A 22,711-nucleotide genomic window follows, 5' to 3' on the forward strand; every position below is an offset into this window, starting at 1 on the left:
TCAAGTGTGGGGGCGGGCTTGCTCGCGAACGCGGTAGCCCAGGCAATAAAGAACTTGGATCAGAACTTATCGAGTGTCCGAAACTTGGTCTCGCGCACCACTTCCTTCGGCTTGTACGCGCAATACCCAGGGCGTGGACCGATCTTCGGGTGGTTGCGGCAGGTATCCGGGCGCTTGTCATAAATAGTGCAGAAGCGCGTCTTACGATCCAGGTACAGGCAATCGTTGTTGCTCATGCGCTGCAGGGTAAAAATCTCGGATTTGGCGTTGAAGCGCTCGACGATGCCTTCCTTCTGCAAGCGCTTGGCGATGTTCTTCGGCGGGTCGCCGCGCTCGAATTCATCGACGATACCAATGCGGATCAGGTCCTTGATCTTCACTTCGACCGGCAGCGTGCAGCAGCTGGACACGCAACCACCGCACATATGCGCGGAATATTTCTGCCACGTTTCAAGACGGTCGAGTTCCGCGGCGGCGATCAGTTGAGGCTTCATCAGGGTTCCAAGGTGGGGCGGTGTCCGGGCGCGCGATCATACCGGGATTGATGATTTTTTGAACAATTTTTTATGGGTTTCGGCCAGAAGGCGCGCTTGTATCAAAAGCAGGCACGGCCAATGCATCAAAACCCTGTAAAGGTAAATGCGTTAAAAAAGTGCCGAACCAGAGCGTCTACCGTCTGTCAGACCGTCTAGGCTCTAGCAACTCCTTCTATCTCGCCCGAGGTCGCAATTGATGTCTCAGGAACCACTTGCACGAGAAGCAGAGGTAGCCGCATTCCGCGATGCCGTCTTGACCAAACTTACCTACGCGGTGGGCAAGGACCCGGATCACGCCTTCGACCACGACTGGTTCGAAGCCATTGCCCTGGCCGCGCGCGACCAGATGGTCGATCACTGGATGGACCACACCCGGCGCATCTACCGCAAGGGCCAGAAGCGGGTTTACTACCTTTCCCTGGAATTCCTCATCGGCCGCTTGCTCTACGACAGCCTGAGCAACCTCGGCGTGCTGGAAATCGCTCGTGAAGCGCTCTCGGAGCTGGGTGTCGACCTTGAGCGCATCCGCCTGCTGGAGCCCGATGCCGCACTGGGCAACGGCGGCCTGGGTCGCTTGGCGGCGTGCTTCATGGAAAGCATGTCGACCCTGGGCATTGCCGGCCATGGGTATGGCATCCGTTATGAGCACGGCTTGTTTCGCCAGGCGATTGTCGATGGCTGGCAGCAGGAGCAGACCGAGCGCTGGCTGGACTTCGGCAACCCATGGGAATTCGAACGCCCTGAAGTGGCGTACCCGATCGGCTTTGGTGGCAGCGTCGAAACACTGGAAGATGCCTCCGGGAAAATGATCCAGCGATGGACGCCGAACGAAACCGTGCGCGCCATTGCTTATGACACGCCGGTTGTCGGCTGGCGCGGTGCCAGCGTCAACACGCTGCGGCTGTGGCGTGCCCGGGCGGTGGAAGACCTGCACCTGGAGCGCTTCAACGCCGGTGACCACCTTGGCGCGGTCGCCGAAGTGGCACGCGCCGAAAGCATCTCCCGAGTGCTTTACCCGGCCGACAGCACCGAAGCAGGGCAGGAACTGCGCCTGCGCCAGGAATACTTCTTTGTCGCCGCCTCCCTGCAAGACCTGCTGCGCCGCCACAAGAACATGCACGGCTCGGTGCTGAGCCTGGGCGAACACGCCGCGATCCAGCTCAACGACACCCACCCGTCCATCGCCGTGGCCGAGCTGATGCGTCAATTGGTCGACGTGCACCACATTCCGTGGGAAGCGGCGTGGGATGTGACGGTTGAAACCCTGTCGTACACCAACCACACGCTGCTGCCTGAAGCGCTGGAAACCTGGCCGGTCGGCCTGATGGAACGCATGCTGCCCCGGCACATGCAGATCATCTACCTGATCAACGCCCAGCACATCGACTCGCTGCGCGCCAAGGGCATCCACGACTTTGACGTACTGCGCGCGGTGTCATTGATCGAAGAAGACAACGGCCGCCGCGTGCGCATGGGCAACCTGGCATTCCTGGGCTCCCACAGCGTCAACGGCGTGTCCGGCCTGCACACCCAATTAATGCGCAGCACGGTGTTCTCCGAGCTGCACAAGCTGTACCCGGAACGCATCAACAACAAAACCAACGGCATTACCTTCCGTCGCTGGTTGTACCAGGCCAACCCCAAGCTCACGTCCATGCTGGTGGAAGCGCTCGGCCCGGACATTCTCGACAAGCCCGAAGAGCGGTTGGTGGAGCTTGAGCCATTTGCCGAAAAACAGACGTTCCGCAAGGCATTTGCCGAGCAGCGCCTGCACAGTAAGCGCGCGCTGGCGGACATCATTCACGAGCGCCTGGGCATTGCGGTCAACCCGGCGGCGATGTTCGACGTGCAGGTCAAGCGTATCCACGAATACAAGCGCCAGTTGCTCAACCTGCTGCACACCGTGGCGCTGTACCAGGCCATCCGTGCCGAGCCGGGCACCGACTGGGTGCCGCGCGTGAAAATCTTCTCGGGCAAGGCGGCGGCCAGTTATCACCAGGCCAAGTTGATCATCAAGTTGACCAACGACATCGCCCGCACGGTCAATAACGACCCGACCGTACGCGGTTTGCTCAAGGTGGTGTTCCTGCCCAACTACAACGTCAGCCTGGCGGAAAGCATCATTCCGGCGGCGGATTTGTCGGAGCAGATTTCCACCGCCGGTTTCGAGGCCTCGGGCACCAGCAACATGAAGTTCGGTCTCAACGGTGCGCTGACCATCGGCACGATGGACGGCGCCAACGTGGAAATGCACGAGCGTGTGGGGGCCGAGCACATGTTTATCTTCGGCCTCAGCGCGCAGCAGGTGGAAGCCCGCAAGCACGCTGGTGAATTCAATGCAGGTGCTGACATCGCGGCGTCTCATCGGTTGAATGACGTGCTGCAAGCAATCCGTGGCGGGGTGTTCTCGCCGGACGATCCGGGCCGCTACGCGGGGCTGATCGACGGGCTGATCGACTACGACCGCTTCCTGGTGTGTGCCGACTTCGATTCGTACTGGGACGCCCAGGCGCGGGTTGAGGCGCATTGGCATGATTCCAAGGCGTGGTGGCGTTCGGCGGTGCTGAATACGGCGCGGATGGGTTGGTTCAGCTCGGATCGGACCATCAGGGAGTACGCGACCGAGATCTGGAAAGCCCTCGACTGAACACGGCTGACCTGAATATGTGCGCGGGCTTGTGTGGGAGCTGGCTTGCCTGCGATAGCATCACCTCGGTGTGACAGATACACCGAGGTGTCTGGGTCGCGGGCAAGCCCGGCTCCCACACACGCCTGCTTCCACATGGGTGCAGCGTCGATATACTAGGCCTCGGTTTGCCTGCCTCGGGCTGCTTAGGGATATCGACCATGCAATGGATTTTCATGCTGATTGGCCTGGTGCTCGGCTGGACGCTCGACGAGTCGTTCAGTGATGCGGGTATCGGTGCGCTGCTGGGGCTGGGCATTGGCCAGGCGATTCGCCTGGCGCAGCTGTCGGCCCAGGCGGACAAGCAGGCGCGTCAGTTGGACACCACGCAGAAGTCGCTGATCGCGCTGGGCGAGCGCTTGCGGCAACTGGAAGTGCCCGCGCCTGCAAGCAGCGTGAAGGTCGAGCCCTCTGTTCCCGAATCGGCACCTGTCGCCAAACCGCCCGAGCTGGTGTGGGAGCTGCCTGCCGAGTTGGCCCCCGTTACCAGGGGCGCCGAACCGAGCCAGCCGCTGCCGGATGACGTGTGGGCTCCGGCGCCGACGCCTAAAGAACCTGTAATCCCTCGCGGCCCCAACCTGATCGAGCGCGCCATTGAAGGTGCGCGCAATTGGCTGTTTGGCGGCAACACCGTGCTGCGGGTCGGCGTGGTGCTGTTGTTCCTCGGCCTGGCTTTCCTGCTGCGTTATGCCACTGAAGGCATGGTGGTGCCGATCGAGCTGCGCTACGCCGGCGTTGCCGCTGCCGCGTTGGGCCTGCTGGGCCTGGGCTGGTGGCTGCGGCTGCGCAACGGCAACTACGGCTTGATGCTGCAAGGCGCGGGGATTGCCGTGTTGTACCTCACGGTATTTGCGGCAATGCGTTTGCATCCCCTGATCGATCCCGGCGCGGCAATGGGGTTGCTGGTAGCCGTCACGGTCTGTTCGGCGATCCTGGCAATCACCCAGGATGCCATCGGCCTGGCCTGTGCGGCGGCGTTGGGTGGTTTTGCGGCACCGATCCTGGTGTCGACCGGCGCTGGAAGCCATGTGGCGCTGTTCAGCTACTTTGCGTTGCTCAACGCCGGCATCCTCACGATTGCCTGGTTCAAAGCCTGGCGCCTGCTGAACGTGATCGGTTTTGTTGGCACCTTTGGTATTGGTTTCGCCTGGGGCATGCGCGCCTACACGCCGGAGCTGTTGTGGAGCACCGAGCCGTTCCTGATCCTGTTTTTCCTGATGTACCTGGCTATCGGCCTGTTGTTCGCGCGGCGTAAATTGCTGGAAACCCAGGACGCCCCCGAAGATGCCAGCCGGGGCGCGCAACTGCGCTGGTCGGCGGCCAAGGGGGATTATGTCGATGGCACGTTGTTATTCGGCCCGCCGCTGGTGGGCTTCGGTCTGCAGTTCGCGCTGGTACAACACCTTGAGTTCGCTGCTGCGTTCAGTGCGCTGGGCCTGGGCATCATTTACATTGTCCTGGCCCGCGTGCTCAGTGGCGGGCGCGCCTTGCTCCTGACGGAAACCTGCCTGGCCCTTGGCGTGATCTTCGCCAGCCTGGCCATTCCCTTGGGCCTTGATGCGCGCTGGACTGCTGCGGCGTGGGCCGTCGAAGGCGCCGGGATCTTCTGGCTCGGTCTACGCCAGCATCGACCCGTCGCGCGGGCGTTCGCCCTATTGCTGCAACTGGGTTCGCTGCTCGCCTTCCTCGGCGAACTGCGCGATGGCCAGGACACCTTGCTGCAGGGGCCGCCATTGGGAGCGTTGCTGCTGGGTGCGGCACTGCTGTTCAGCTTTTATCAAATACACAACGCCGCGCCGCAACAGACCCGGCGTTGGGAGCGCCTCGGCGCTCCAGGGCTCGCCGTCCTCGGCCTGGGCTGCGCTTACCTGCTGGCGCCGCTGGTGTTTTCGACCCAAGGCAGCATCGTCAGTTGGTCGGTTGCGGGCCTTGCGACCGTGTGGGCGGGCCTGCGTATCGGCTCGCCAGGGGTCGTGCGCTGTGGCGTTGCCGTGCAAGTGCTTGCGGGCGCGCTGTTTGCGCTCGACCCCGTGAACAATGCCTGGACACCGCTGATCATTGCCTTGGCGGCCATGCTCGGCGCCTGGTGCTTGCCCTGTGGGCGCTTGTCCGCCGGTCTGCTGGCCTGGGGCGTGGCGTGGTGGGCGTTGGCGGTGATCATTGAAGTCTGGCGCTTGGCACCTGCGGCCTTGCACGCTTCGCTGTTGGTGCTGGCGGCCGCGCTGAGCGTGGTGATCTGGACGGCACTGGCGCTGCGTTTGCGCTGGGCGGCGTTGGGTATCGCCAGCACGTTGTTGATGCCTGCGGTGGGGCTCGTGTTGTTGGGCGCGTGGACCGAGTATTACCACCCGGCCGCGCAGTTCGGCTGGCTGGCCTGGTGGGTGGTGTTCGTGGTGCATTTCATCTCGCTGCGGCATTTGTCGGCGGTGGTGCCCGGCAAAGTGCTGAGCGCGGCTCACGTACTGGGCTGTTGGATGCTGATCGGTGTGCTGGCGCTGGAACTGCGCTATGGCCTGCTGGTGCTGTCGAGCGAATACAACGCCTGGCGCTGGTTGGGCTGGGCGATTCTGCCAAGTCTCTATCTCGTGCTGGCTGCCGCACCGCGCCATTGGCCATGGCCGGTGTCGGCCTACCCCAGGGAATACCGCGTGCTCGCTGCATTACCGCTGGCGGTGCTGATGCTGGGTTGGTTCTGGCTGGCGAACATCTTTAGTGACGGCACGGCCAAGCCGCTGCCCTATGTGCCACTGCTCAACCCATTGGACCTGGGCCTGCTGTTCGCGCTGCTGGGCATTTACCTGTGGTCGCGCAGTGCGGCGCCGGAACGTGGGCCGCGCGTTGAGTTGATCGCCCAGGGCGTGGCCGGCATTTCGCTGTTCGCATTCTTCACAGCGCTGGTGATGCGTACCGCCCACCATTGGGGCGGCGTGCCGTTTCATCTGGATGCGTTGCTGGAGTCCATGCTGGTGCAGGCCGGCCTGTCGATCGTCTGGACCCTTATTGCCCTCGGACTGATGATCGGCGGCCATTTGCGCCATCGTCGCGAAGTGTGGCTGATCGGCGCGGCACTGATTGCCGTGGTGGTGGCCAAGTTGTTCTTTGTCGAGCTGAGCAACCGTGGCGGTTTGGCGCGGATCGTGTCGTTTATCGGCGTGGGCGGTTTGTTGCTGGTGGTTGGCTACTTTGCGCCGCTGCCGCCTAAGCGCGTTGAACCTGAGGGAGCATCTTCTTGATGGGCAGGCTGAGTCTGAGTGGGTTGACGATATGGATGCTGTGTTCGGCGACGTTTGCTCAAGAACGTCCGGCTGATTTCGCCACCCAGGCGCCGCTGGCCGTAAGCGGCGCTGGTCCCTGGTATAGCCTGGAGCTGCCATTGGCGGTTCAAATGAGCGCGCGCCAGGCAAATCTCAGCGATGTTCGGGTTTTCGACGCTGCCGGTGAGCCTCAGGCGTATGCGTTGTCGCGCCCGTCCGCGCAGCGCACCGAGAGCCGCAACGTCACCGACGTGAAGTGGTTCCCGCTGTACGCTGCCGACACCGAGCAAGCCTTGCCTGACGTGGTGATGAAGGCCACCACCACCGGCGCCCTGGTGGAAATCACACCGTCCACTGCCGCTAAGCCCGGCAAGCAGGTACTGCGTGGCTGGGTGTTGGACGCCAGTGCGATCAAGGCGCCGTTGCAGCAATTGAGCCTGGACTGGAGCCATGAGCAAGAGGGCTTCCAGCGTTTCAGCATTGAAGCCAGTGATGATTTGCAGCACTGGCAAGCCTGGGGTGATGGGCAAGTGGCGCGTTTGTCATTTGCCGATGAGCGGGTCGAGCAGCATGACGTGAGCCTGCCCGGTCAATCGGCGCGTTACTTGCGGTTGGTGTGGCAGGGCCAGGCGGCGCCGTTGCTGACGTCGGCCCGCCTGGAGAGCTCCACTCGCAGTAACCTGCCGATGCCGTTGGTGTGGTCGCAAGCGTTGCCGGGGGTCGCCTCAAGGCGGGCGAGTACAGCTGGCAATTGCCCACGGGGCTGAATGTGGAGCGCTTGCGGGTCGAGTTGAAGCAGCCCAACACGCTGGCGCCCGTGACGTTGTCGGGGCGAAGTGAGGTCAAGCAAGCGTGGCAGCCGTTGAGCAATGGCCTGCTGTACCGCCTGAGCCAGAACGGCAAGGAGGTGGTGCAGGATGAATTGCAGTTGCCGGGCCAGGCGGTTGCTCAGTTGAGATTGCAGGTGGACGAGCGGGGCGGCGGCCTGGGCGTCGAAGCGCCCGTGTTGCGCGTTGCCGTACGGGCCACGCAGTTGGTGTTCCTGGCACGGGGTGAGCCGCCGTTCACCCTGGCGTTGGGGAATGTGTCCGTGAAAGGGGCGAACTTGCCGCTGTCGACGCTGATCCCCGATTACCGTGACGAGCGCCTGAAAACCTTGGGCCAGGCCACGTTGGCGGGGGAGATCGCGGTCAAACCGGCTGCGATTGCTGCGTTACCCGACACTGGCCCCGACCTGAAGAAGCTCGGCCTCTGGGCCGTGCTGCTGCTCGGCGTGGCGGCACTGGGCGCCATGGCCTACAGTTTGCTGCGCAAGCCGCCGGTGGCACGTTAAATAAAGTCCATGAACTCTATTGGGTTTAAATCCTCTGATAGGAGGAAATACGCCCCGACTCGCGTTAAACTGCGCGGGTTTTCAAGCCCCCCATTTTCCGGAGCCTTACATGTCCCGCGTTACCTTGAGTCGCTATTTGATTGAGCAGACCCGCAGCAACAACACGCCTGCCGATCTGCGCTTCCTTATCGAAGTGGTGGCGCGTGCTTGCAAGGAAATCAGCCACGCCGTGTCCAAAGGCGCACTGGGTGGTGTCCTGGGCAGCATGGGCACCGAAAACGTGCAGGGCGAAGTGCAGAAGAAGCTCGACGTGCTCTCCAACGAGATTCTGCTCGAAGCCAACGAGTGGGGCGGTCACCTGGCCGGCATGGCGTCCGAAGAAATGGACAATGCCTACCAGATCCCCGGCAAATACCCGAAAGGCGCCTACCTGCTGGTGTTCGACCCACTGGACGGCTCGTCCAACATCGACATCAACGCCCCGGTCGGCACCATCTTCTCGGTATTGCGTTGCCCGAACGAATACCTGAGCCAGAACGAAGCCCTGAACGAAAAGGCCTTCCTGCAGCCAGGCACCGAGCAGGTCGCTGCCGGCTACGCCATCTACGGCCCGCAGACCATGCTGGTACTGACCCTGGGCGACGGCGTCAAAGGCTTCACACTGGACCGCGAAATGGGCAGCTTCGTACTGACCCACGAAGACATCTCCATCCCGGCTTCCACCCAGGAATTCGCGATCAACATGTCCAACCAGCGTCACTGGGAAGAGCCGGTGAAGCGCTACGTCAACGAACTGATGGAAGGCGAAGAAGGCCCGTTGAAGAAAAACTTCAACATGCGCTGGGTCGCCGCGATGGTCGCCGACGTGCACCGCATCCTGACCCGTGGTGGCTTGTTCATGTACCCACGCGACAGCCGCGAGCCGTCCAAGCCAGGTAAGCTGCGCCTGATGTACGAAGCCAACCCGATGTCCTTCCTGGTCGAGCAAGCGGGCGGCGCGTCCACCGACGGCCACCAGCGCATCCTCGACATCCAGCCTGAAGGCCTGCACCAGCGTGTGGCGGTGTTCCTGGGTTCAAAGGAAGAAGTTGAGCGTGTGACGGCCTATCACAAGAAGTAAGTTGATGCGATAAGTGACCGGCGTTGTTGTGAGCCGGTTCACCCTTGAAGAAGCCCCGAAACGTTTCAGCGTTTTCGGGGTTTTTTTGTTTTCGTTCATCGGGAACCAGACACCTCTTTTCCCTTCTAAGCTTCTGGCAGATACCCACGCTGCTTCGTCCCTCCAGGAGTTTTTCCATGTCGTTACGCCGTCTCGCTTTGCTGGCTTTTTGCGTGTTGTTGGGCGCTTGCAGCAAGGTCAACCAAGAAAACTACGCGAAGTTGTCGGCTGGCATGGCCAAGGCTGAAGTGGAGTCGTTGCTGGGTAAGCCGACCGATTGTTCCGGCGCGCTGGGCATGTCCAGTTGCACCTGGGGCGATAAAACCAGCTTTATCAGCGTTCAATATGCCGGTGACAAAGTTCTGATGTTTTCCGGGCAAGGCCTGAAGTAAACCGGGGCGAGAGCCTGCGGGAGAAGAAGAATGATGCGTTTTGTTTTGTTCCTTTGTGCCAGCCTGTTTTTGGCGGGCTGCGCCAGCCATTCTGGCGATGATCTGCAACCCAAGACAGCCGGCAGCGTCAACCTCAAGCGTTACCAGGGCACCTGGTATGAGTTGGCCCGATTGCCGATGTATTTCCAGCGCAATTGCGCCCAGTCCGAAGCTCGCTACACCCTGTTGCCCGATGGCGATATGTCGGTGTTCAACCGTTGCTTGACGACCGAATGGAAGTGGGAAGAAGCCAAGGGCACCGCCACCCCGCAAGTGCCAGGCAAGACCGACAAGCTCTGGGTGGAATTCAATAACTGGTTTACCGCGCTGTTACCCGGCGTCGCCAAGGGCGACTACTGGGTGCTGTATGTCAGCGATGACTACAAGACTGCGATCGTCGGCAGTCCTAGCCGGCGCTACATGTGGATCTTGTCGCGCACGCCGACGGTCAATGCGGACACCCGCGAAGACCTGCTGAGCAGGGCGCGGCAACAGGGGTATGACACCACACGTTTGATCTGGCGCACGTCGGACAAGCAGATGGCGAAAACCTCGCAATAACCCTGAATGAATGCGGATCAAAATGTGGGAGCGGGCTTGCTCACGAATGCGGCGTGTCAGTCGACAGATGCAATGACTGGCACACCGCATTCGCCAGCAACCCCGCTCCCACAGTTTTAATCGAGTAAGTCCTTTAATACCTGTGTGAAGGCGCGATTGCTGTCCTCTTCACCGGCGTGGTGCCCATCGCGCACCACCCACTTCCCATTGACCAGCACATCCCGCACCTGCCGATCTCCGCCTGCGAACAGCCAGCGATTGAGAATCCCGTCCTCCGTTGCCGTCGCCAGGTACGGATCATTACCGTCCAGCACAATCCAATCCGCTCGCTTACCCACTTCCAATCGACCAATTGGCTGCCCCAGCGCTTGGGCACCACCGTCCAGCGCGGCATCAAACAGCGTGCGGCCGACCATCGGCTGATCACTGCGATACAGCCGGTTACGCCGCTGATCGCGCAAGCGCTGGCCGTATTCCAGCCAACGCAACTCTTCCACCACGCTCAGTGATACATGGCTGTCGGACCCGATGCCCATGCGTCCGCCCTGGGCGAGAAAATCCACCGCCGGGAAAATCCCGTCACCCAGGTTGGCCTCGGTGGTCAGGCACAAGCCGGCAATCGCACGGCTCTTGGCCATGCGCGCGACTTCATCCGCATCGGCATGGGTGGCATGCACCAGGCACCAGCGCTCATCCACTTCTACGTTGTCATACAGCCATTGCAGCGGGCGTTTGCCGCTCCAGGCCAGGCAGTCATCGACTTCTTTTTGCTGTTCGGCGATGTGGATATGCACCGGGCACGCTTTGTCGCTGGCGGCCAGCACTGCATTGATTTGTTCGGGCGTCACCGCACGCAACGAGTGGAAACACAACCCCAACTGTTGCGCCGGTTGTGCGGCGAGGATGGGTTTCAACTGCGCCTGCAGGTCCAGGTAGTGTTCGGTGCTGTTGATAAACCGTCGCTGGCCTTCATTTGGCGCCTGGCCGCCAAACCCGGAGTGGGTGTAAAGCACTGGCACCAGTGTCAGGCCAATCCCGCTGCTGGCTGCCGCCTGGCTGATCTGCCGCGACAGCTCCGTACGATCGGCATACGGCTGGCCGCTGATGTCATGGTGCACATAGTGGAATTCGGCCACCGACGTGTAGCCGGCCTTGAGCATTTCGATGTACAGCTGGCGTGCGATCACCTGCAATTGATCCGGGTTGATCTTGCCCACCATGCGATACATCAGGTCGCGCCAGGTCCAGAAACTGTCATTCGGGTTACCGGCAACTTCCGCCAAACCGGCCATGGCACGCTGGAATGCATGGGAGTGCAGGTTCGGCATGCCCGCCAACACAGGGCCTCTCAGCCGTTCTGCACCGTCTGCCCTGGCATTGGCCTCTACTTTGATCAGCAGGCCATCGGCGCTGACTTCAAGACGTACATTATTGGCCCATCCATTAGGCAGCAGCGCGCGTTCGGCAAAGAAAGCGGACATGATCAAGGCACCCCGGTCGTGTGTTTATTTGTATATACATATACAGACGTTTGCCTGCTCGGTAAACTCCGGCAATCTATGCATCTTTTCCCCCTGCAAGGATTCCCTGTGCCGACTCCGCCTGCCAAGTCTTCGCTGGCTGCCCACATGGACGAAAGTCCGGCGCCCTTGTATGCCCGCGTCAAACAGATGATCAGTCAGCAGATTCTCAACGGCAACTGGCCGCCTCATTACCGCGTGCCGTCGGAGAGCGAACTGGTCAGCCAGCTGGGTTTCAGCCGCATGACCATCAACCGCGCCCTGCGCGAGCTCACCGCCGAAGGGTTGTTGGTGCGCATGCAGGGTGTCGGCACCTTTGTCGCTGAGCCCAAGAGCCAGTCTGCCCTGTTCGAAGTGCACAACATTGCCGATGAGATCGCCTCCCGCGGTCATCGGCATACCTGCCAGGTCATCCACCTGGGCGAAGAGGCCGCCGGTTCCGAGCGCGCCGTCGCCCTGGAGATGCGCGAAGGTGGACGGGTATTCCACTCGTTGATCGTGCACTTCGAAAACGATATTCCCGTGCAAATCGAAGACCGTTTCGTCAACGCCCTGGTCGCGCCGGAATACCTGCAGCAGGATTTCACCCAGCAAACGCCCTACGCCTACCTGAACCAGGTGGCGCCACTGACCGAAGGCGAGCACGTGGTCGAAGCCATCCTCGCCGACGCGGCCGAGTGCAAGCTGCTGCAGATCGAACCCACCGAACCGTGCCTGTTGATTCGCCGACGCACCTGGTCGGGCCGCCAGCCGGTGACCGCCGCGCGTTTGATCCACCCCGGTTCCCGTCACAGCCTGGAAGGACGTTTCAGTAAATGAGTTCGGTAAAAGTCTGGCGCGCCGCCGATTACGTACGCATGCCGTGGAAAAACGGCGGCGGCAGCACCGAAGAAATTACCCGCGATGCCGGTACTGGCCTGGATGGTTTTGGCTGGCGCCTGTCGATTGCCGATATCGGTGAGTCGGGCGGGTTCTCCACATTCGCCGGCTACCAGCGCGTGATCACTGTGATCAAAGGCGCGGGCATGGTGTTGACCGTGGATGGTGAGGAACAGCGCGGGTTGTTACCGCTGCAACCGTTCGCGTTCAAAGGTGACAGCCAGGTGTCGTGCCGGCTCATCACTGGCCCGATCCGCGATTTCAACCTGATCTATTCGCCACAGCGTTACCACGCCCGCCTACAGTGGATCGACGGTGTGCAGCGTTTTTTCAGTACCGCGCAGACGGTGCTGGTGTTCAGCGTGGCTGATGAAGTGAAGGTGTTGGACCAGAAGCTGGGTCATCACGATTGCCTGCAAGTGGACGGTAACACTGGCGTGTTGGACATCTCCGTCAGTGGCCGCAGCTGCATCATCGAGCTGACTCCGCGCGGTTAAAACTGTGGGAGCGGGCTTGCTCGCGAATGCGGTGTATCAGCGCCAGATAGGCTGGCTGACCCACTGCATTTGCGAGCGAGCCCGCTCCCACATTTGTTTTGTGGTAAGCACAAATTCTGTTTCCTGCCCCTCGCACCAATTTGTTACCAAATGCCCCAGCGTGGCGCAAAACCCCGCTGTCGTGACAAACCTTTCGCGTAGCAAAACGCCTCCGCAAGAAATTTCATAAAGTCTCAAAGCCTTATTTTCCAAGGCTTGAGCTCGACTTCGAAAAAGATCCGCACGGCGCCCTCGGGAAGTTGGCCGCTTGATTGCATATGCTTGTATGTACAAGTAAAGATGTGTGCGTAAGACTCTGCTTCGCACCATCCATGTTCGCGCATCGATCGCCGAGGAGTCCTAGCTGTGACCAAGCCTACAAAGTACCGTGACGTCGAAATCCGTGCCGCCCACGGTAACAAGCTCACCGCCAAAAGCTGGCTGACTGAAGCGCCGCTGCGCATGCTGATGAACAACCTTGACCCGCAAGTGGCCGAGAACCCGAAAGAATTGGTGGTGTACGGCGGTATCGGCCGTGCAGCGCGTAACTGGGAGTGCTACGACCAGATCGTCGAGAGCCTCACTCATCTGAATGACGACGAAACCCTGCTGGTGCAATCCGGCAAGCCGGTCGGCGTATTCAAGACCCACAGCAATGCCCCGCGCGTGCTGATCGCGAACTCCAACCTGGTGCCACACTGGGCCAGCTGGGAACACTTCAACGAACTGGATGCCAAGGGCCTGGCCATGTATGGCCAGATGACCGCCGGCAGCTGGATCTACATCGGCAGCCAAGGCATCGTCCAGGGCACTTACGAAACCTTCGTTGAAGCCGGCCGCCAGCACTACAACAGCGACCTTACCGGCCGTTGGGTACTCACCGCCGGTCTCGGCGGCATGGGCGGCGCGCAGCCTTTGGCGGCAACCCTGGCCGGTGCCTGCTCGCTGAACATTGAGTGCCAGCAGGTTAGCATCGACTTCCGTCTCAACAGCCGCTACGTCGATGAGCAAGCCACCGATCTCGACGACGCCCTGGCGCGTATCGCCAAGTACACCAAGGAAGGCAAGGCCATCTCTGTCGCCCTGCTGGGCAACGCGGCGGAAATCCTGCCGGAACTGGTCAAGCGCGGCGTGCGTCCGGACATGGTCACCGACCAGACCAGCGCCCACGACCCCCTCAACGGCTACCTGCCGGCCGGTTGGACCTGGGACGAATACCGCGCCCGCGCCAAGACCGAGCCTGCTGCCGTGATCAAGGCCGCCAAGCAGTCGATGGCCGTACACGTCAAAGCCATGCTGGAATTCCAGAAACAAGGCATCCCGACCTTCGACTACGGCAACAACATTCGTCAGATGGCGCAAGAAGAAGGCGTGGAAAACGCATTCGACTTCCCAGGTTTCGTCCCGGCCTACATCCGCCCACTGTTCTGCCGTGGCATCGGCCCGTTCCGTTGGGCGGCGCTGTCCGGTGACCCGCAGGACATCTACAAGACCGACGCCAAGGTCAAAGAGCTGATCCCAGACGACGCCCACCTGCACAACTGGCTGGACATGGCGCGTGAGCGCATCAGCTTCCAGGGCCTGCCGGCGCGAATCTGCTGGGTTGGCCTGGGCCAGCGCGCCAAGCTGGGCCTGGCGTTCAACGAAATGGTACGCAGCGGCGAGCTGTCGGCACCGGTCGTGATCGGCCGTGATCACCTGGACTCCGGCTCGGTCGCAAGCCCGAACCGCGAAACCGAAGCCATGCAGGACGGCTCCGACGCCGTGTCCGATTGGCCACTGCTCAACGCCTTGCTCAACACTGCCAGCGGCGCGACATGGGTGTCGCTGCACCACGGTGGCGGCGTGGGCATGGGCTTCTCCCAGCACTCCGGCATGGTCATCGTCTGCGACGGTACCGATGAAGCGGCCGAGCGCATTGCCCGTGTACTGCACAACGACCCGGCCACCGGTGTGATGCGTCACGCGGACGCCGGTTACCAGATCGCCATCGATTGCGCCAAAGAGCAGGGCCTCAATCTCCCGATGATCAAATAGCTAATGTGGAAGCGGGCTGGCTCGCGAATGCGGTGGGTCAGCTACAGAAAGATTGACTGGACGTCCGCTTTCGCGAGCACGCCCGCTCCCACATTTGATCTGCAGTGAACCAGGAAACAATCCATCAGAGGTTGAACACACATGGCTGCAAATGACGCACGTGCAAGCACCACCCCGTTGATCGAAAGGCGTTCGATCGACTACATCCCGGAAGCGGAAAGACACGGTCGTCTATTTAGCCAGTTCACCCTGTGGATGGGTGCCAACCTGCAGATCACCGCGATTGTCACCGGGGCCTTGGCCGTGGTGCTGGGCGGTGATGTGTTCTGGTCGTTGATCGGCCTGTTGGTCGGTCAATTGATCGGCGGTGGCGTCATGGCGTTGCATGCGGCGCAAGGGCCCAAGCTCGGCCTGCCGCAGATGATCTCCAGCCGGGTGCAGTTTGGGGTGTATGGCGCGGCGATCCCGATTGTGCTGGTGTGCCTGATGTACCTCGGCTTCACCGCCACCGGAACGGTACTTTCCGGTCAGGCGCTGGGTCAGTTATTCGGGGTCAGCGACAGCGTCGGTATCCTGATTTTCGCCAGTGTCATCGTGCTGGTCACGGTGCTCGGTTATCGGGTGATCCATTTCATCGGCCGTGTCGCCAGCGTCATTGGCGTGATTGCCTTTGTCTACCTGTTCAGCCGTCTGATGAGCCAGACCGACGTTGGCGCACTCTTGCAGATTCGCCATTTCAGCTGGAGCAGCTTCCTGCTGGCGGTGTCGCTCGCGGCCTCCTGGCAGATCGCCTTCGGCCCCTACGTGGCGGACTACTCACGCTATTTGCCGAGCAACACCTCCTCGCTGAAAACCTTTCTCGCCGCGGGTGCGGGTTCGGTGATTGGCGCGCAGGTGGCAATGATCCTCGGCGTGTTTGCCGCGGCGATGTCCAACGGGCAATTCGCCGGTCACGAAGTCGCCTACATCGTGGGCTTGAGTGGTACGGGTGCCACCGCTGCGCTGCTGTACTTCAGCATCGCCTTCGGCAAGGTCACCATCTCGACGCTGAACTCCTATGGCAGCTTCATGTGCATCGCGACCATCATCAGCGGCTTTCGCGGTCGCCTGGAGGTCACGCGCTTGCAGCGTCTGGTGTTCGTGCTGGCGATTGTCGGCACGGCGACCTTGATCGCGTTGCTCGGCCAGCATTCGTTCCTCGGGGCATTCAAGTCTTTCATCCTGTTCCTGTTGGCGTTCTTCACGCCCTGGAGCGCGATCAACCTGGTGGACTACTACTGCATCACCCGTGAACGCTATGACGTGCCGGCGCTGGCCGACCCAAACGGTCGCTACGGTCGCTGGAACCTGCTGGGTATCAGCGTGTACGTGTTCGGCGTGCTGGTGCAGTTGCCGTTCATCTCCACCAAGTTCTACACCGGCCCTTTGGTGGCCGCGCTGGGTGATGTGGATATTTCCTGGATCATCGGACTGGTGCTGCCGGCAGCGCTGTATTACCTGTGTGCGAAAAAATGGCACGGCACGGTGCCCGATCAACTGATCCTGCCAACAGAGCAGGGCGCTATACCAAGAACAAACGGGCTGGCTGCACAAGCCTGATGGGACGTGGACAGGGCAGGACGCCTACTGACTGCCGTAATCCATTTCAAGATTGGGAGCGTCACAACAATGAAAATGCATAAGACCCTGATGGCCACCTTGCTCTCTGCAGGTGTGTTGGCAAGCGCTGGCGCCCAGGCGGCAGGTTGGTGCGAATCCGGCAAGCCGGTGAAGTTCGCGGGCCTGAACTGGGAAAGCGGCATGTTGCTCACCGACATCCTGCAAACCGTGCTGGAAAAAGGCTACGACTGCAAAACCGACAGCCTGCCAGGCAACTCCATCACCATGGAAAACGCCCTGAGCAGCAACGACATTCAGGTCTTCGCCGAAGAATGGGTGGGCCGCAGTGAAGTCTGGAACAAGGCCGAGAAGGCCGGCAAAGTCGTCGGCGTCGGCGCCCCGGTTGTCGGCGCTATCGAAGGCTGGTACGTGCCGCGTTATGTGATCGAAGGTGATGCCAAACGTAAGCTGGAAGCCAAGGCACCGGACCTGAAAAATATTGCCGACCTGGCCAAGTACGCCTCGGTGTTCAAGGATCAGGAAGAGCCGTCCAAGGGCCGTTTCTACAACTGCCCGGCTGGGTGGACCTGCGAGCTGGACAACAGCGAGATGCTGAAAAGCTATGGCCTGGAAAGCACCTATACCAACTTCCGTCCAGGCACCGGCCCGGCGCTGGATGCCGCCGTGCTGTCGAGCTACAAGCGTGGCGAGCCGATCCTGTTCTACTACTGGTCGCCAACGCCGCTGATGGGCCAGGTCGACCTGGTCAAGCTGGAAGAAAAGCCCGGTGTGGATAAAAGCGTGAGCATCAAGGTCGGCCTGTCCAAGACCTTCCACGAGCAGGCGCCTGAACTGGTGGCTGTGCTGGAAAAGGTCAACCTGCCTATCGACCTGCTGAACCAGAACCTGGGTCGCATGGCCAAGGAGCGCATTGAGTCGCCAAAACTGGCGAAAATTTTCCTCAAGGAACATCCTGAAGTCTGGCACGCCTGGGTGAGCGACGACGCAGCCAAGAAAATCGACGCGGCCTTGTAGGTCAAGCGTGCCCGGCTACCCTGAGGGGCAGCCGGGCGCCTGGCCACAACCCACTGGATCGAGAGCACGATATGTTTCCTGAGAGTTTTACGTTTTCCATCGCCGACTGGGTCAACGGTTGGGTGGACTCATTGGTCACCAACTACGGTGATGTGTTCCGGCACATTTCCGACACCCTGCTGTGGGCCATCGTCAACCTGGAAGGGTTGCTGCGCGCAGCGCCCTGGTGGCTGATGCTGGCTATCGTCGGCGGTGTCGCCTGGCACGCCACCCGCAAGGTGGTGACCACGGCGGTGATCGTCGGTTTGCTGTTCCTCGTAGGTGCGGTTGGCCTGTGGGACAAGCTGATGCAGACCCTGGCCTTGATGATGGTCGCCACGGTGATCTCGGTGTTGATCGGCGTGCCGCTGGGTATCCTGTCCGCACGCAGCAATCGCCTGCGCTCGGTGCTGATGCCGCTGCTCGACATCATGCAGACCATGCCGAGCTTCGTGTACCTGATCCCGGTGTTGATGCTGTTCGGCCTGGGCAAGGTCCCGGCGATTTTCGCCACGGTGATCTACGCCGCACCGCCGCTGATTCGCCTGACAGATTTGGGGATTCGCCAAGTCGACGGCGAAGTCATGGAAGCGATCAACGCCTTCGGTGCCAACCGTTGGCAGCAACTGTTCGGCGTGCAGCTGCCGCTGGCGTTGCCGAGCATCATGGCCGGTATCAACCAGACCACCATGATGGCGCTGTCGATGGTGGTGATCGCCTCGATGATCGGCGCCCGAGGCTTGGGTGAAGATGTCCTTGTCGGCATCCAGACCCTCAACGTCGGGCGTGGCCTTGAGGCCGGCTTGGCGATCGTGATTCTCGCAGTGGTCATCGACCGCATTACCCAGGCCTATGGTCGTCCCCGGCATGAGGCGAGCAAATGACTACTGTCAGCAAAATCGAAGTTAAAAACGTCTTCAAGATCTTCGGCGCTCGCTCCAAGGATGCGCTGTCGCTGATCGGCCAGGGCAAGACCAAGGATCAGGTGCTCGCCGAGACCGGCTGCGTGGTCGGCGTGAACGATCTGTCCCTGAGCATCGGCACGGGTGAGATCTTCGTGATCATGGGCTTGTCGGGTTCCGGCAAGTCCACGTTGGTGCGCCACTTCAACCGCCTGATCGATCCCACCAGCGGCGCGATCCTGGTGGACGGCGAAGACATCCTGCAACTGGACATGGAAGCCCTGCGCCAATTCCGTCGGCACAAGATCAGCATGGTGTTCCAGAGCTTCGGCCTGCTGCCCCACAAGAGCGTGCTCGACAACGTCGCCTACGGCCTGAAGGTACGGGGTGAAACCAAACAGGTGTGCGCTGAACGCGCCCTGCACTGGATCGGAACCGTCGGCCTCAAGGGCTACGAAAACAAATATCCGCACCAGCTCTCTGGCGGCATGCGCCAGCGCGTCGGCCTGGCCCGTGCATTGGCGGCGGATACCGACATCATCCTGATGGACGAGGCCTTCAGCGCCCTCGACCCGCTGATCCGCGCCGAGATGCAGGACCAATTACTGGAGCTGCAAAAGACCCTGCACAAAACCATCGTGTTCATCACCCATGACCTCGATGAGGCCGTGCGTATCGGCAACCGCATTGCGATCCTCAAGGACGGCAAGCTTATCCAGGTCGGCACGCCTCGGGAGATCCTGCATTCGCCGGCGGATGAGTATGTGGATCGGTTTGTCCAGCGGCGGGCCGCGGTGGTCTGATTTCGACCTTGTGGTGAGCCGGCTGGCGCTATCGCAGCGGTGCGACGATTCGACAAGCCAGCTCCCACAAGTTAATCGGTTCACACAGTTCAGCTGTGGGAGCCGGGCTTGCTCGCGAAGAGGCCGGCAAAGCTGCACAAGAATTAAAGAAGGTATGAAGATGTCCCAGGCAACAAAAATCACCATCGCCGATGCGCCATTGCGCTGGCAGGACGTAGCCGCCGTCGCCCGTCATGGCGCTGTCCTGGAGCTCTCGGGCCAGGCCTGGGCGCGCATCGACAATGCCCAGGCGATCGTGCAGCGCATTGTCACCAGCGGCGAGCGCGCCTATGGCGTGAACACCGGCCTGGGCGCGTTGTGCAATGTGTCGCTCAAGGGTGAACAACTCAGCCAGTTGTCGCGTAACACCTTGCTGAGCCATGCCTGCGGCGTCGGCCCGGTACTGAGTGACGAGCAGACCCGCGCGATCATCTGCGCGGCAATCATCAACTACAGCCACGGCAAATCCGGCCTGCATCCGCAGGTGGTGCACTCGTTGCTGGCGTTGCTCAACCATGGCATCACACCGCAAGTGCCGTCCCAGGGGTCGGTGGGTTATTTGACCCATATGGCCCATGTCGGAGTGGCCCTGCTGGGTGTGGGCACTGTGAGTTATCAAGGCCGGATCGTCCCGGCTCAAGAAGCATTAAGCGCGGAAGGTTTGCACCCGGTAGTGCTGGGCGCCAAGGACGGCCTGTGCCTGGTCAATGGCACGCCGTGCATGACCGGCCTGAGCTGCCTGGCCCTGGCCGACGCCCATCACTTGTTGCAATGGGCCGACGTGATCGGCGCCATGAGCTTCGAAGCCCAGCGCGGCCAGATCGACGCGTTTGACGAAGAAATCATCGCCCTCAAACCCCACCCAGGCATGCAACAAGTGGGCATCAACCTGCGCGCCTTGCTTGATGGCAGCGAAGTGATCGCCAGCAGCCAAGGCATTCGCACCCAGGACGCCCTGAGTATCCGCTCGATCCCGCAGATCCATGGTGCGGCGCGCGATCAGGTAGAGCACGCCACCCGCCAGATCGAGACCGAACTCAACAGCGCCACCGACAACCCGTTGGTGCTCGGCACGCCGGACCACTACCGCGTGGTGTCCCAGGCCAACCCGCATGGGCAGTCTGTGGCGCTGGCGGCGGACATGCTGGCGATTGCCATGGCCGAAATCGGCGCGGTGGCCGAACGTCGCCTGGACCGTCTGATCAACCCGCACGTCAGCGGCTTGCCGGCGTTCCTGGTGAGCAACCCAGGGGTCAACTCCGGGATGATGATCGTGCAGTACGTCGCCGCTTCGCTGTGTGGGCAAAACCGCCAATTGGCACAACCGGCGGTGCTCGACAACTTCGTCACCTCGGGCCTGCAGGAAGACCACCTGAGCATGGGCACCAATGCCGCGCTCAAGCTGCACCAGGTGCTGGCCAACGTGACGCAGATCCTCGCTATCGAGTACCTGCTGGCGGCCCAGGCGTTTGAGTTCCTCAAAGAGCAACGCTTCGGCGCCGGCACTGACCGCGCCTGGCGCCTGTTGCGTGAAGTGGTGCCGGCCTATGAGCAGGACCGCTGGCTGGCGCCAGACATTGCGGCCGCCGCCAAGCTGCTCAAAGACACCGATTTACCGAATTTCCACTGAAAACCAATTCAAAAGAACAATTCAAAAGGAGTATGAATGTGACTGCGCTAAACCTGATTCCAGGACAACTGAGCCTTGCCCAACTGCGAGCTATCTACCAGCAGCCGGTAACCCTTAGCCTGGATGACAGCGCCACGGCGCAGATCGAAGCCAGTGTTGCCTGCGTGGAGCAGATTCTCGCCGAGAACCGCACCGCCTATGGCATCAACACGGGTTTCGGCCTGCTGGCTTCGACCCGCATCGCCAGCGAAGACCTGGAAAACCTCCAGCGTTCCCTGGTGTTGTCCCATGCCGCCGGCGTGGGTGAGCCGATCAGCGACGCACTGGTGCGGCTGGTCATGGTGCTCAAGGTCAACAGTCTGAGCCGTGGGTTCTCCGGAATCCGCCGCCAGGTGATCGACGCGCTGATCGCGCTGATCAACGCCGAGGTGTACCCGCATATTCCTTTGAAAGGTTCGGTCGGTGCCTCCGGTGACCTGGCGCCATTGGCGCACATGTCCCTGGTGCTGCTGGGCGAAGGCAAGGCGCGCTACAAGGGCGAGTGGCTGGACGCGACCGAGGCGCTGAAAGTCGCCGGTTTGACCCCGCTGACCCTTGCCGCCAAAGAAGGCCTGGCGCTGCTTAACGGTACCCAAGTGTCCACCGCCTATGCGTTGCGTGGCCTGTTTGAAGGCGAAGACCTGTTCGCCGGTGCCCTGGCGTGCGGCGCGCTCACCGTGGAAGCGGTGCTGGGCTCGCGCTCGCCGTTCGACGCACGTATTCACGCCGCGCGCGGCCAGCGTGGGCAGATCGATTCGGCTGCGGCCTATCGTCATCTGCTGGGTGAAAGCAGCCAGGTGTCCCAGTCGCACCAGAACTGCGACAAAGTGCAGGACCCGTACTCCCTGCGCTGCCAACCACAAGTCATGGGCGCCTGCCTGACCCAGTTCCGCCAGGCCGCCGAGGTACTGGTGGTAGAAGCCAATGCCGTGTCGGATAACCCGCTGGTATTTGCCGCACAAGGCGACGTGATTTCCGGCGGTAACTTCCACGCCGAACCGGTTGCCATGGCGGCCGATAACATGGCGCTGGCCATCGCTGAAATCGGCTCCCTCAGCGAGCGTCGTATCTCGCTGATGATGGACAAGCACATGTCGCAACTGCCGCCGTTTCTGGTGGGCAATGGCGGCGTGAACTCCGGCTTCATGATCGCCCAGGTGACCGCCGCTGCGCTCGCCAGCGAAAACAAGGCGCTGGCCCACCCCCATAGCGTCGACAGCCTGCCGACCTCGGCCAACCAGGAAGACCACGTGTCCATGGCCCCAGCTGCGGGCAAGCGCCTGTGGGAAATGGCCGAGAACACCCGTGGCGTTCTCGCCGTGGAATGGCTTGCCGCGTGTCAGGGCCTGGACCTGCGTGAAGGCCTGAAAACGTCACCTGCGCTTGAAAAGGCGCGCGGGATTCTGCGCGACAAAGTGGCGTTCTATGAGAAGGACCGTTTCTTCGCGCCGGACATCAACGCCGCCAGCGAGCTGTTGGCCAGCCGCTGCCTGAACGAGTTGGTGCCGGCCAATCTCCTGCCGAGCCTTTAAGCGCGACAGCGGACCATTGAGGGCGCTGGCTTGCCTGCGATAGCTATCTGTCAGTTGAGGCATGTGTGATTGATACACCGCCATCGCAGGCAAGCCAGCTCCCACATTTGATCTTTTGCAGATTCAGATTTTCTCGGGATAACAATAACTAGGGAAGAGAA

Annotated in this window: 16 protein-coding genes and 1 pseudogene; 15 read left to right on the forward strand and 2 right to left on the reverse strand. The window is 61.3% G+C overall.

Translation table 11 applies throughout. From position 1 onward, the window contains the following. Positions 1-59: 59 nt before the first annotated feature. The gene (locus AB4N92_RS13880) at positions 60-494 is read right to left on the reverse strand and encodes a YkgJ family cysteine cluster protein (protein ID WP_010213857.1); all 435 of its coding nucleotides are present in this window, start codon (positions 492-494) and stop codon (positions 60-62) included. A 238-nt stretch (positions 495-732) separates the two neighbouring features. Between AB4N92_RS13880 and AB4N92_RS13885 the strand changes: the two genes are divergently transcribed. From AB4N92_RS13885 to AB4N92_RS13910, 6 genes and pseudogenes are all read left to right on the forward strand, one after another. Beyond that, on the forward strand, positions 733-3,183 hold the full coding sequence (locus AB4N92_RS13885) for a glycogen/starch/alpha-glucan phosphorylase (RefSeq protein WP_460130328.1): 2,451 nt from the start codon (positions 733-735) through the stop codon (positions 3,181-3,183). Between the two features lie 200 nt (positions 3,184-3,383). Further along, complete coding sequence (locus tag AB4N92_RS13890; RefSeq protein ID WP_236267106.1) at positions 3,384-6,455, forward strand: DUF2339 domain-containing protein; 3,072 nt, start codon at positions 3,384-3,386, stop codon at positions 6,453-6,455. Further along, positions 6,455-7,809: pseudogene (locus tag AB4N92_RS13895) on the forward strand (DUF3999 domain-containing protein). Before AB4N92_RS13890 ends, AB4N92_RS13895 begins: the two are co-directional and overlap by 1 nt. A gap of 109 nt (positions 7,810-7,918) precedes the next feature. Then, on the forward strand, positions 7,919-8,929 hold the full coding sequence (locus AB4N92_RS13900) for a class 1 fructose-bisphosphatase (protein ID WP_003187818.1): 1,011 nt from the start codon (positions 7,919-7,921) through the stop codon (positions 8,927-8,929). A 176-nt stretch (positions 8,930-9,105) separates the two neighbouring features. Beyond that, positions 9,106-9,360 (forward strand): hypothetical protein, encoded by a 255-nt coding sequence (locus tag AB4N92_RS13905; RefSeq protein WP_010213853.1) that lies wholly within the window; start codon positions 9,106-9,108, stop codon positions 9,358-9,360. Between the two features lie 30 nt (positions 9,361-9,390). After that, entirely contained in the window at positions 9,391-9,960 is a 570-nt protein-coding gene (locus AB4N92_RS13910) for a lipocalin family protein (protein ID WP_010213852.1), read from the forward strand. A 116-nt stretch (positions 9,961-10,076) separates the two neighbouring features. Here the strand turns inward: AB4N92_RS13910 and AB4N92_RS13915 are convergent, their stop codons facing one another. After that, the gene (locus tag AB4N92_RS13915) at positions 10,077-11,441 is read right to left on the reverse strand and encodes a formimidoylglutamate deiminase (protein WP_236267104.1); all 1,365 of its coding nucleotides are present in this window, start codon (positions 11,439-11,441) and stop codon (positions 10,077-10,079) included. Between the two features lie 147 nt (positions 11,442-11,588). Between AB4N92_RS13915 and hutC the strand changes: the two genes are divergently transcribed. The 9 genes from hutC (at position 11,589) to hutH (AB4N92_RS13960) (ending at position 22,550) form a co-directional block, all read left to right on the forward strand. Further along, a complete protein-coding gene (hutC, locus tag AB4N92_RS13920) occupies positions 11,589-12,299 on the forward strand; it encodes a histidine utilization repressor (protein ID WP_232920667.1) in 711 nt (236 codons plus the stop codon). Further along, positions 12,296-12,856, forward strand: coding sequence for a HutD/Ves family protein (locus AB4N92_RS13925; protein ID WP_044286506.1), 561 nt, complete (start codon positions 12,296-12,298; stop codon positions 12,854-12,856). The genes hutC and AB4N92_RS13925 overlap by 4 nt, the downstream gene beginning before the upstream one ends. Positions 12,857-13,261: 405 nt before the next feature. Then, positions 13,262-14,932 carry a urocanate hydratase gene (gene hutU / locus AB4N92_RS13930; RefSeq protein ID WP_010213847.1) on the forward strand — a complete coding sequence of 557 codons (1,671 nt, stop codon included), beginning with the start codon at positions 13,262-13,264 and terminating at the stop codon, positions 14,930-14,932. A 141-nt stretch (positions 14,933-15,073) separates the two neighbouring features. Then, the gene (locus AB4N92_RS13935) at positions 15,074-16,531 is read left to right on the forward strand and encodes a purine-cytosine permease family protein (protein WP_010213845.1); all 1,458 of its coding nucleotides are present in this window, start codon (positions 15,074-15,076) and stop codon (positions 16,529-16,531) included. Between the two features lie 69 nt (positions 16,532-16,600). After that, positions 16,601-17,566, forward strand: a complete 966-nt coding sequence (locus tag AB4N92_RS13940) for an ABC transporter substrate-binding protein (protein WP_010213844.1) — start codon at positions 16,601-16,603, stop codon at positions 17,564-17,566. 71 nt (positions 17,567-17,637) lie between these two features. Further along, on the forward strand, positions 17,638-18,489 hold the full coding sequence (locus AB4N92_RS13945) for an ABC transporter permease (protein ID WP_010213842.1): 852 nt from the start codon (positions 17,638-17,640) through the stop codon (positions 18,487-18,489). Next, positions 18,486-19,310 carry a quaternary amine ABC transporter ATP-binding protein gene (locus AB4N92_RS13950; RefSeq protein ID WP_010213841.1) on the forward strand — a complete coding sequence of 275 codons (825 nt, stop codon included), beginning with the start codon at positions 18,486-18,488 and terminating at the stop codon, positions 19,308-19,310. Before AB4N92_RS13945 ends, AB4N92_RS13950 begins: the two co-directional genes overlap by 4 nt. Positions 19,311-19,470: 160 nt before the next feature. Next, positions 19,471-20,979 carry a histidine ammonia-lyase gene (gene hutH / locus AB4N92_RS13955; protein ID WP_029529263.1) on the forward strand — a complete coding sequence of 503 codons (1,509 nt, stop codon included), beginning with the start codon at positions 19,471-19,473 and terminating at the stop codon, positions 20,977-20,979. Between the two features lie 32 nt (positions 20,980-21,011). After that, positions 21,012-22,550: a histidine ammonia-lyase gene (hutH, locus tag AB4N92_RS13960; protein WP_236267103.1), complete on the forward strand. Its 1,539-nt coding sequence runs from the start codon at positions 21,012-21,014 to the stop codon at positions 22,548-22,550. Positions 22,551-22,711 lie beyond the last annotated feature (161 nt).

This window comes from Pseudomonas sp. S3_A09 (assembly GCF_054668065.1).

Excerpts from the sequence above, each read along its gene's own strand:
- AB4N92_RS13915 (WP_236267104.1), bottom strand. The coding sequence starts at position 11,441 with ATGTCCGCTTTCTTTGCCGAACGCGCGCTGCTGCCTAATGGATGGGCC.
- AB4N92_RS13890 (WP_236267106.1), top strand. The coding sequence starts at position 3,384 with ATGCAATGGATTTTCATGCTGATTGGCCTGGTGCTCGGCTGGACGCTC.
- AB4N92_RS13950 (WP_010213841.1), top strand. The coding sequence starts at position 18,486 with ATGACTACTGTCAGCAAAATCGAAGTTAAAAACGTCTTCAAGATCTTC.
- AB4N92_RS13910 (WP_010213852.1), top strand. The coding sequence starts at position 9,391 with ATGATGCGTTTTGTTTTGTTCCTTTGTGCCAGCCTGTTTTTGGCGGGC.
- AB4N92_RS13885 (WP_460130328.1), top strand. The coding sequence starts at position 733 with ATGTCTCAGGAACCACTTGCACGAGAAGCAGAGGTAGCCGCATTCCGC.
- hutH (WP_236267103.1), top strand. The coding sequence starts at position 21,012 with ATGAATGTGACTGCGCTAAACCTGATTCCAGGACAACTGAGCCTTGCC.
- AB4N92_RS13935 (WP_010213845.1), top strand. The coding sequence starts at position 15,074 with ATGGCTGCAAATGACGCACGTGCAAGCACCACCCCGTTGATCGAAAGG.
- AB4N92_RS13900 (WP_003187818.1), top strand. The coding sequence starts at position 7,919 with ATGTCCCGCGTTACCTTGAGTCGCTATTTGATTGAGCAGACCCGCAGC.
- AB4N92_RS13925 (WP_044286506.1), top strand. The coding sequence starts at position 12,296 with ATGAGTTCGGTAAAAGTCTGGCGCGCCGCCGATTACGTACGCATGCCG.
- AB4N92_RS13945 (WP_010213842.1), top strand. The coding sequence starts at position 17,638 with ATGTTTCCTGAGAGTTTTACGTTTTCCATCGCCGACTGGGTCAACGGT.
- AB4N92_RS13880 (WP_010213857.1), bottom strand. The coding sequence starts at position 494 with ATGAAGCCTCAACTGATCGCCGCCGCGGAACTCGACCGTCTTGAAACG.
- hutC (WP_232920667.1), top strand. The coding sequence starts at position 11,589 with ATGGACGAAAGTCCGGCGCCCTTGTATGCCCGCGTCAAACAGATGATC.
- AB4N92_RS13905 (WP_010213853.1), top strand. The coding sequence starts at position 9,106 with ATGTCGTTACGCCGTCTCGCTTTGCTGGCTTTTTGCGTGTTGTTGGGC.
- hutH (WP_029529263.1), top strand. The coding sequence starts at position 19,471 with ATGTCCCAGGCAACAAAAATCACCATCGCCGATGCGCCATTGCGCTGG.
- AB4N92_RS13940 (WP_010213844.1), top strand. The coding sequence starts at position 16,601 with ATGAAAATGCATAAGACCCTGATGGCCACCTTGCTCTCTGCAGGTGTG.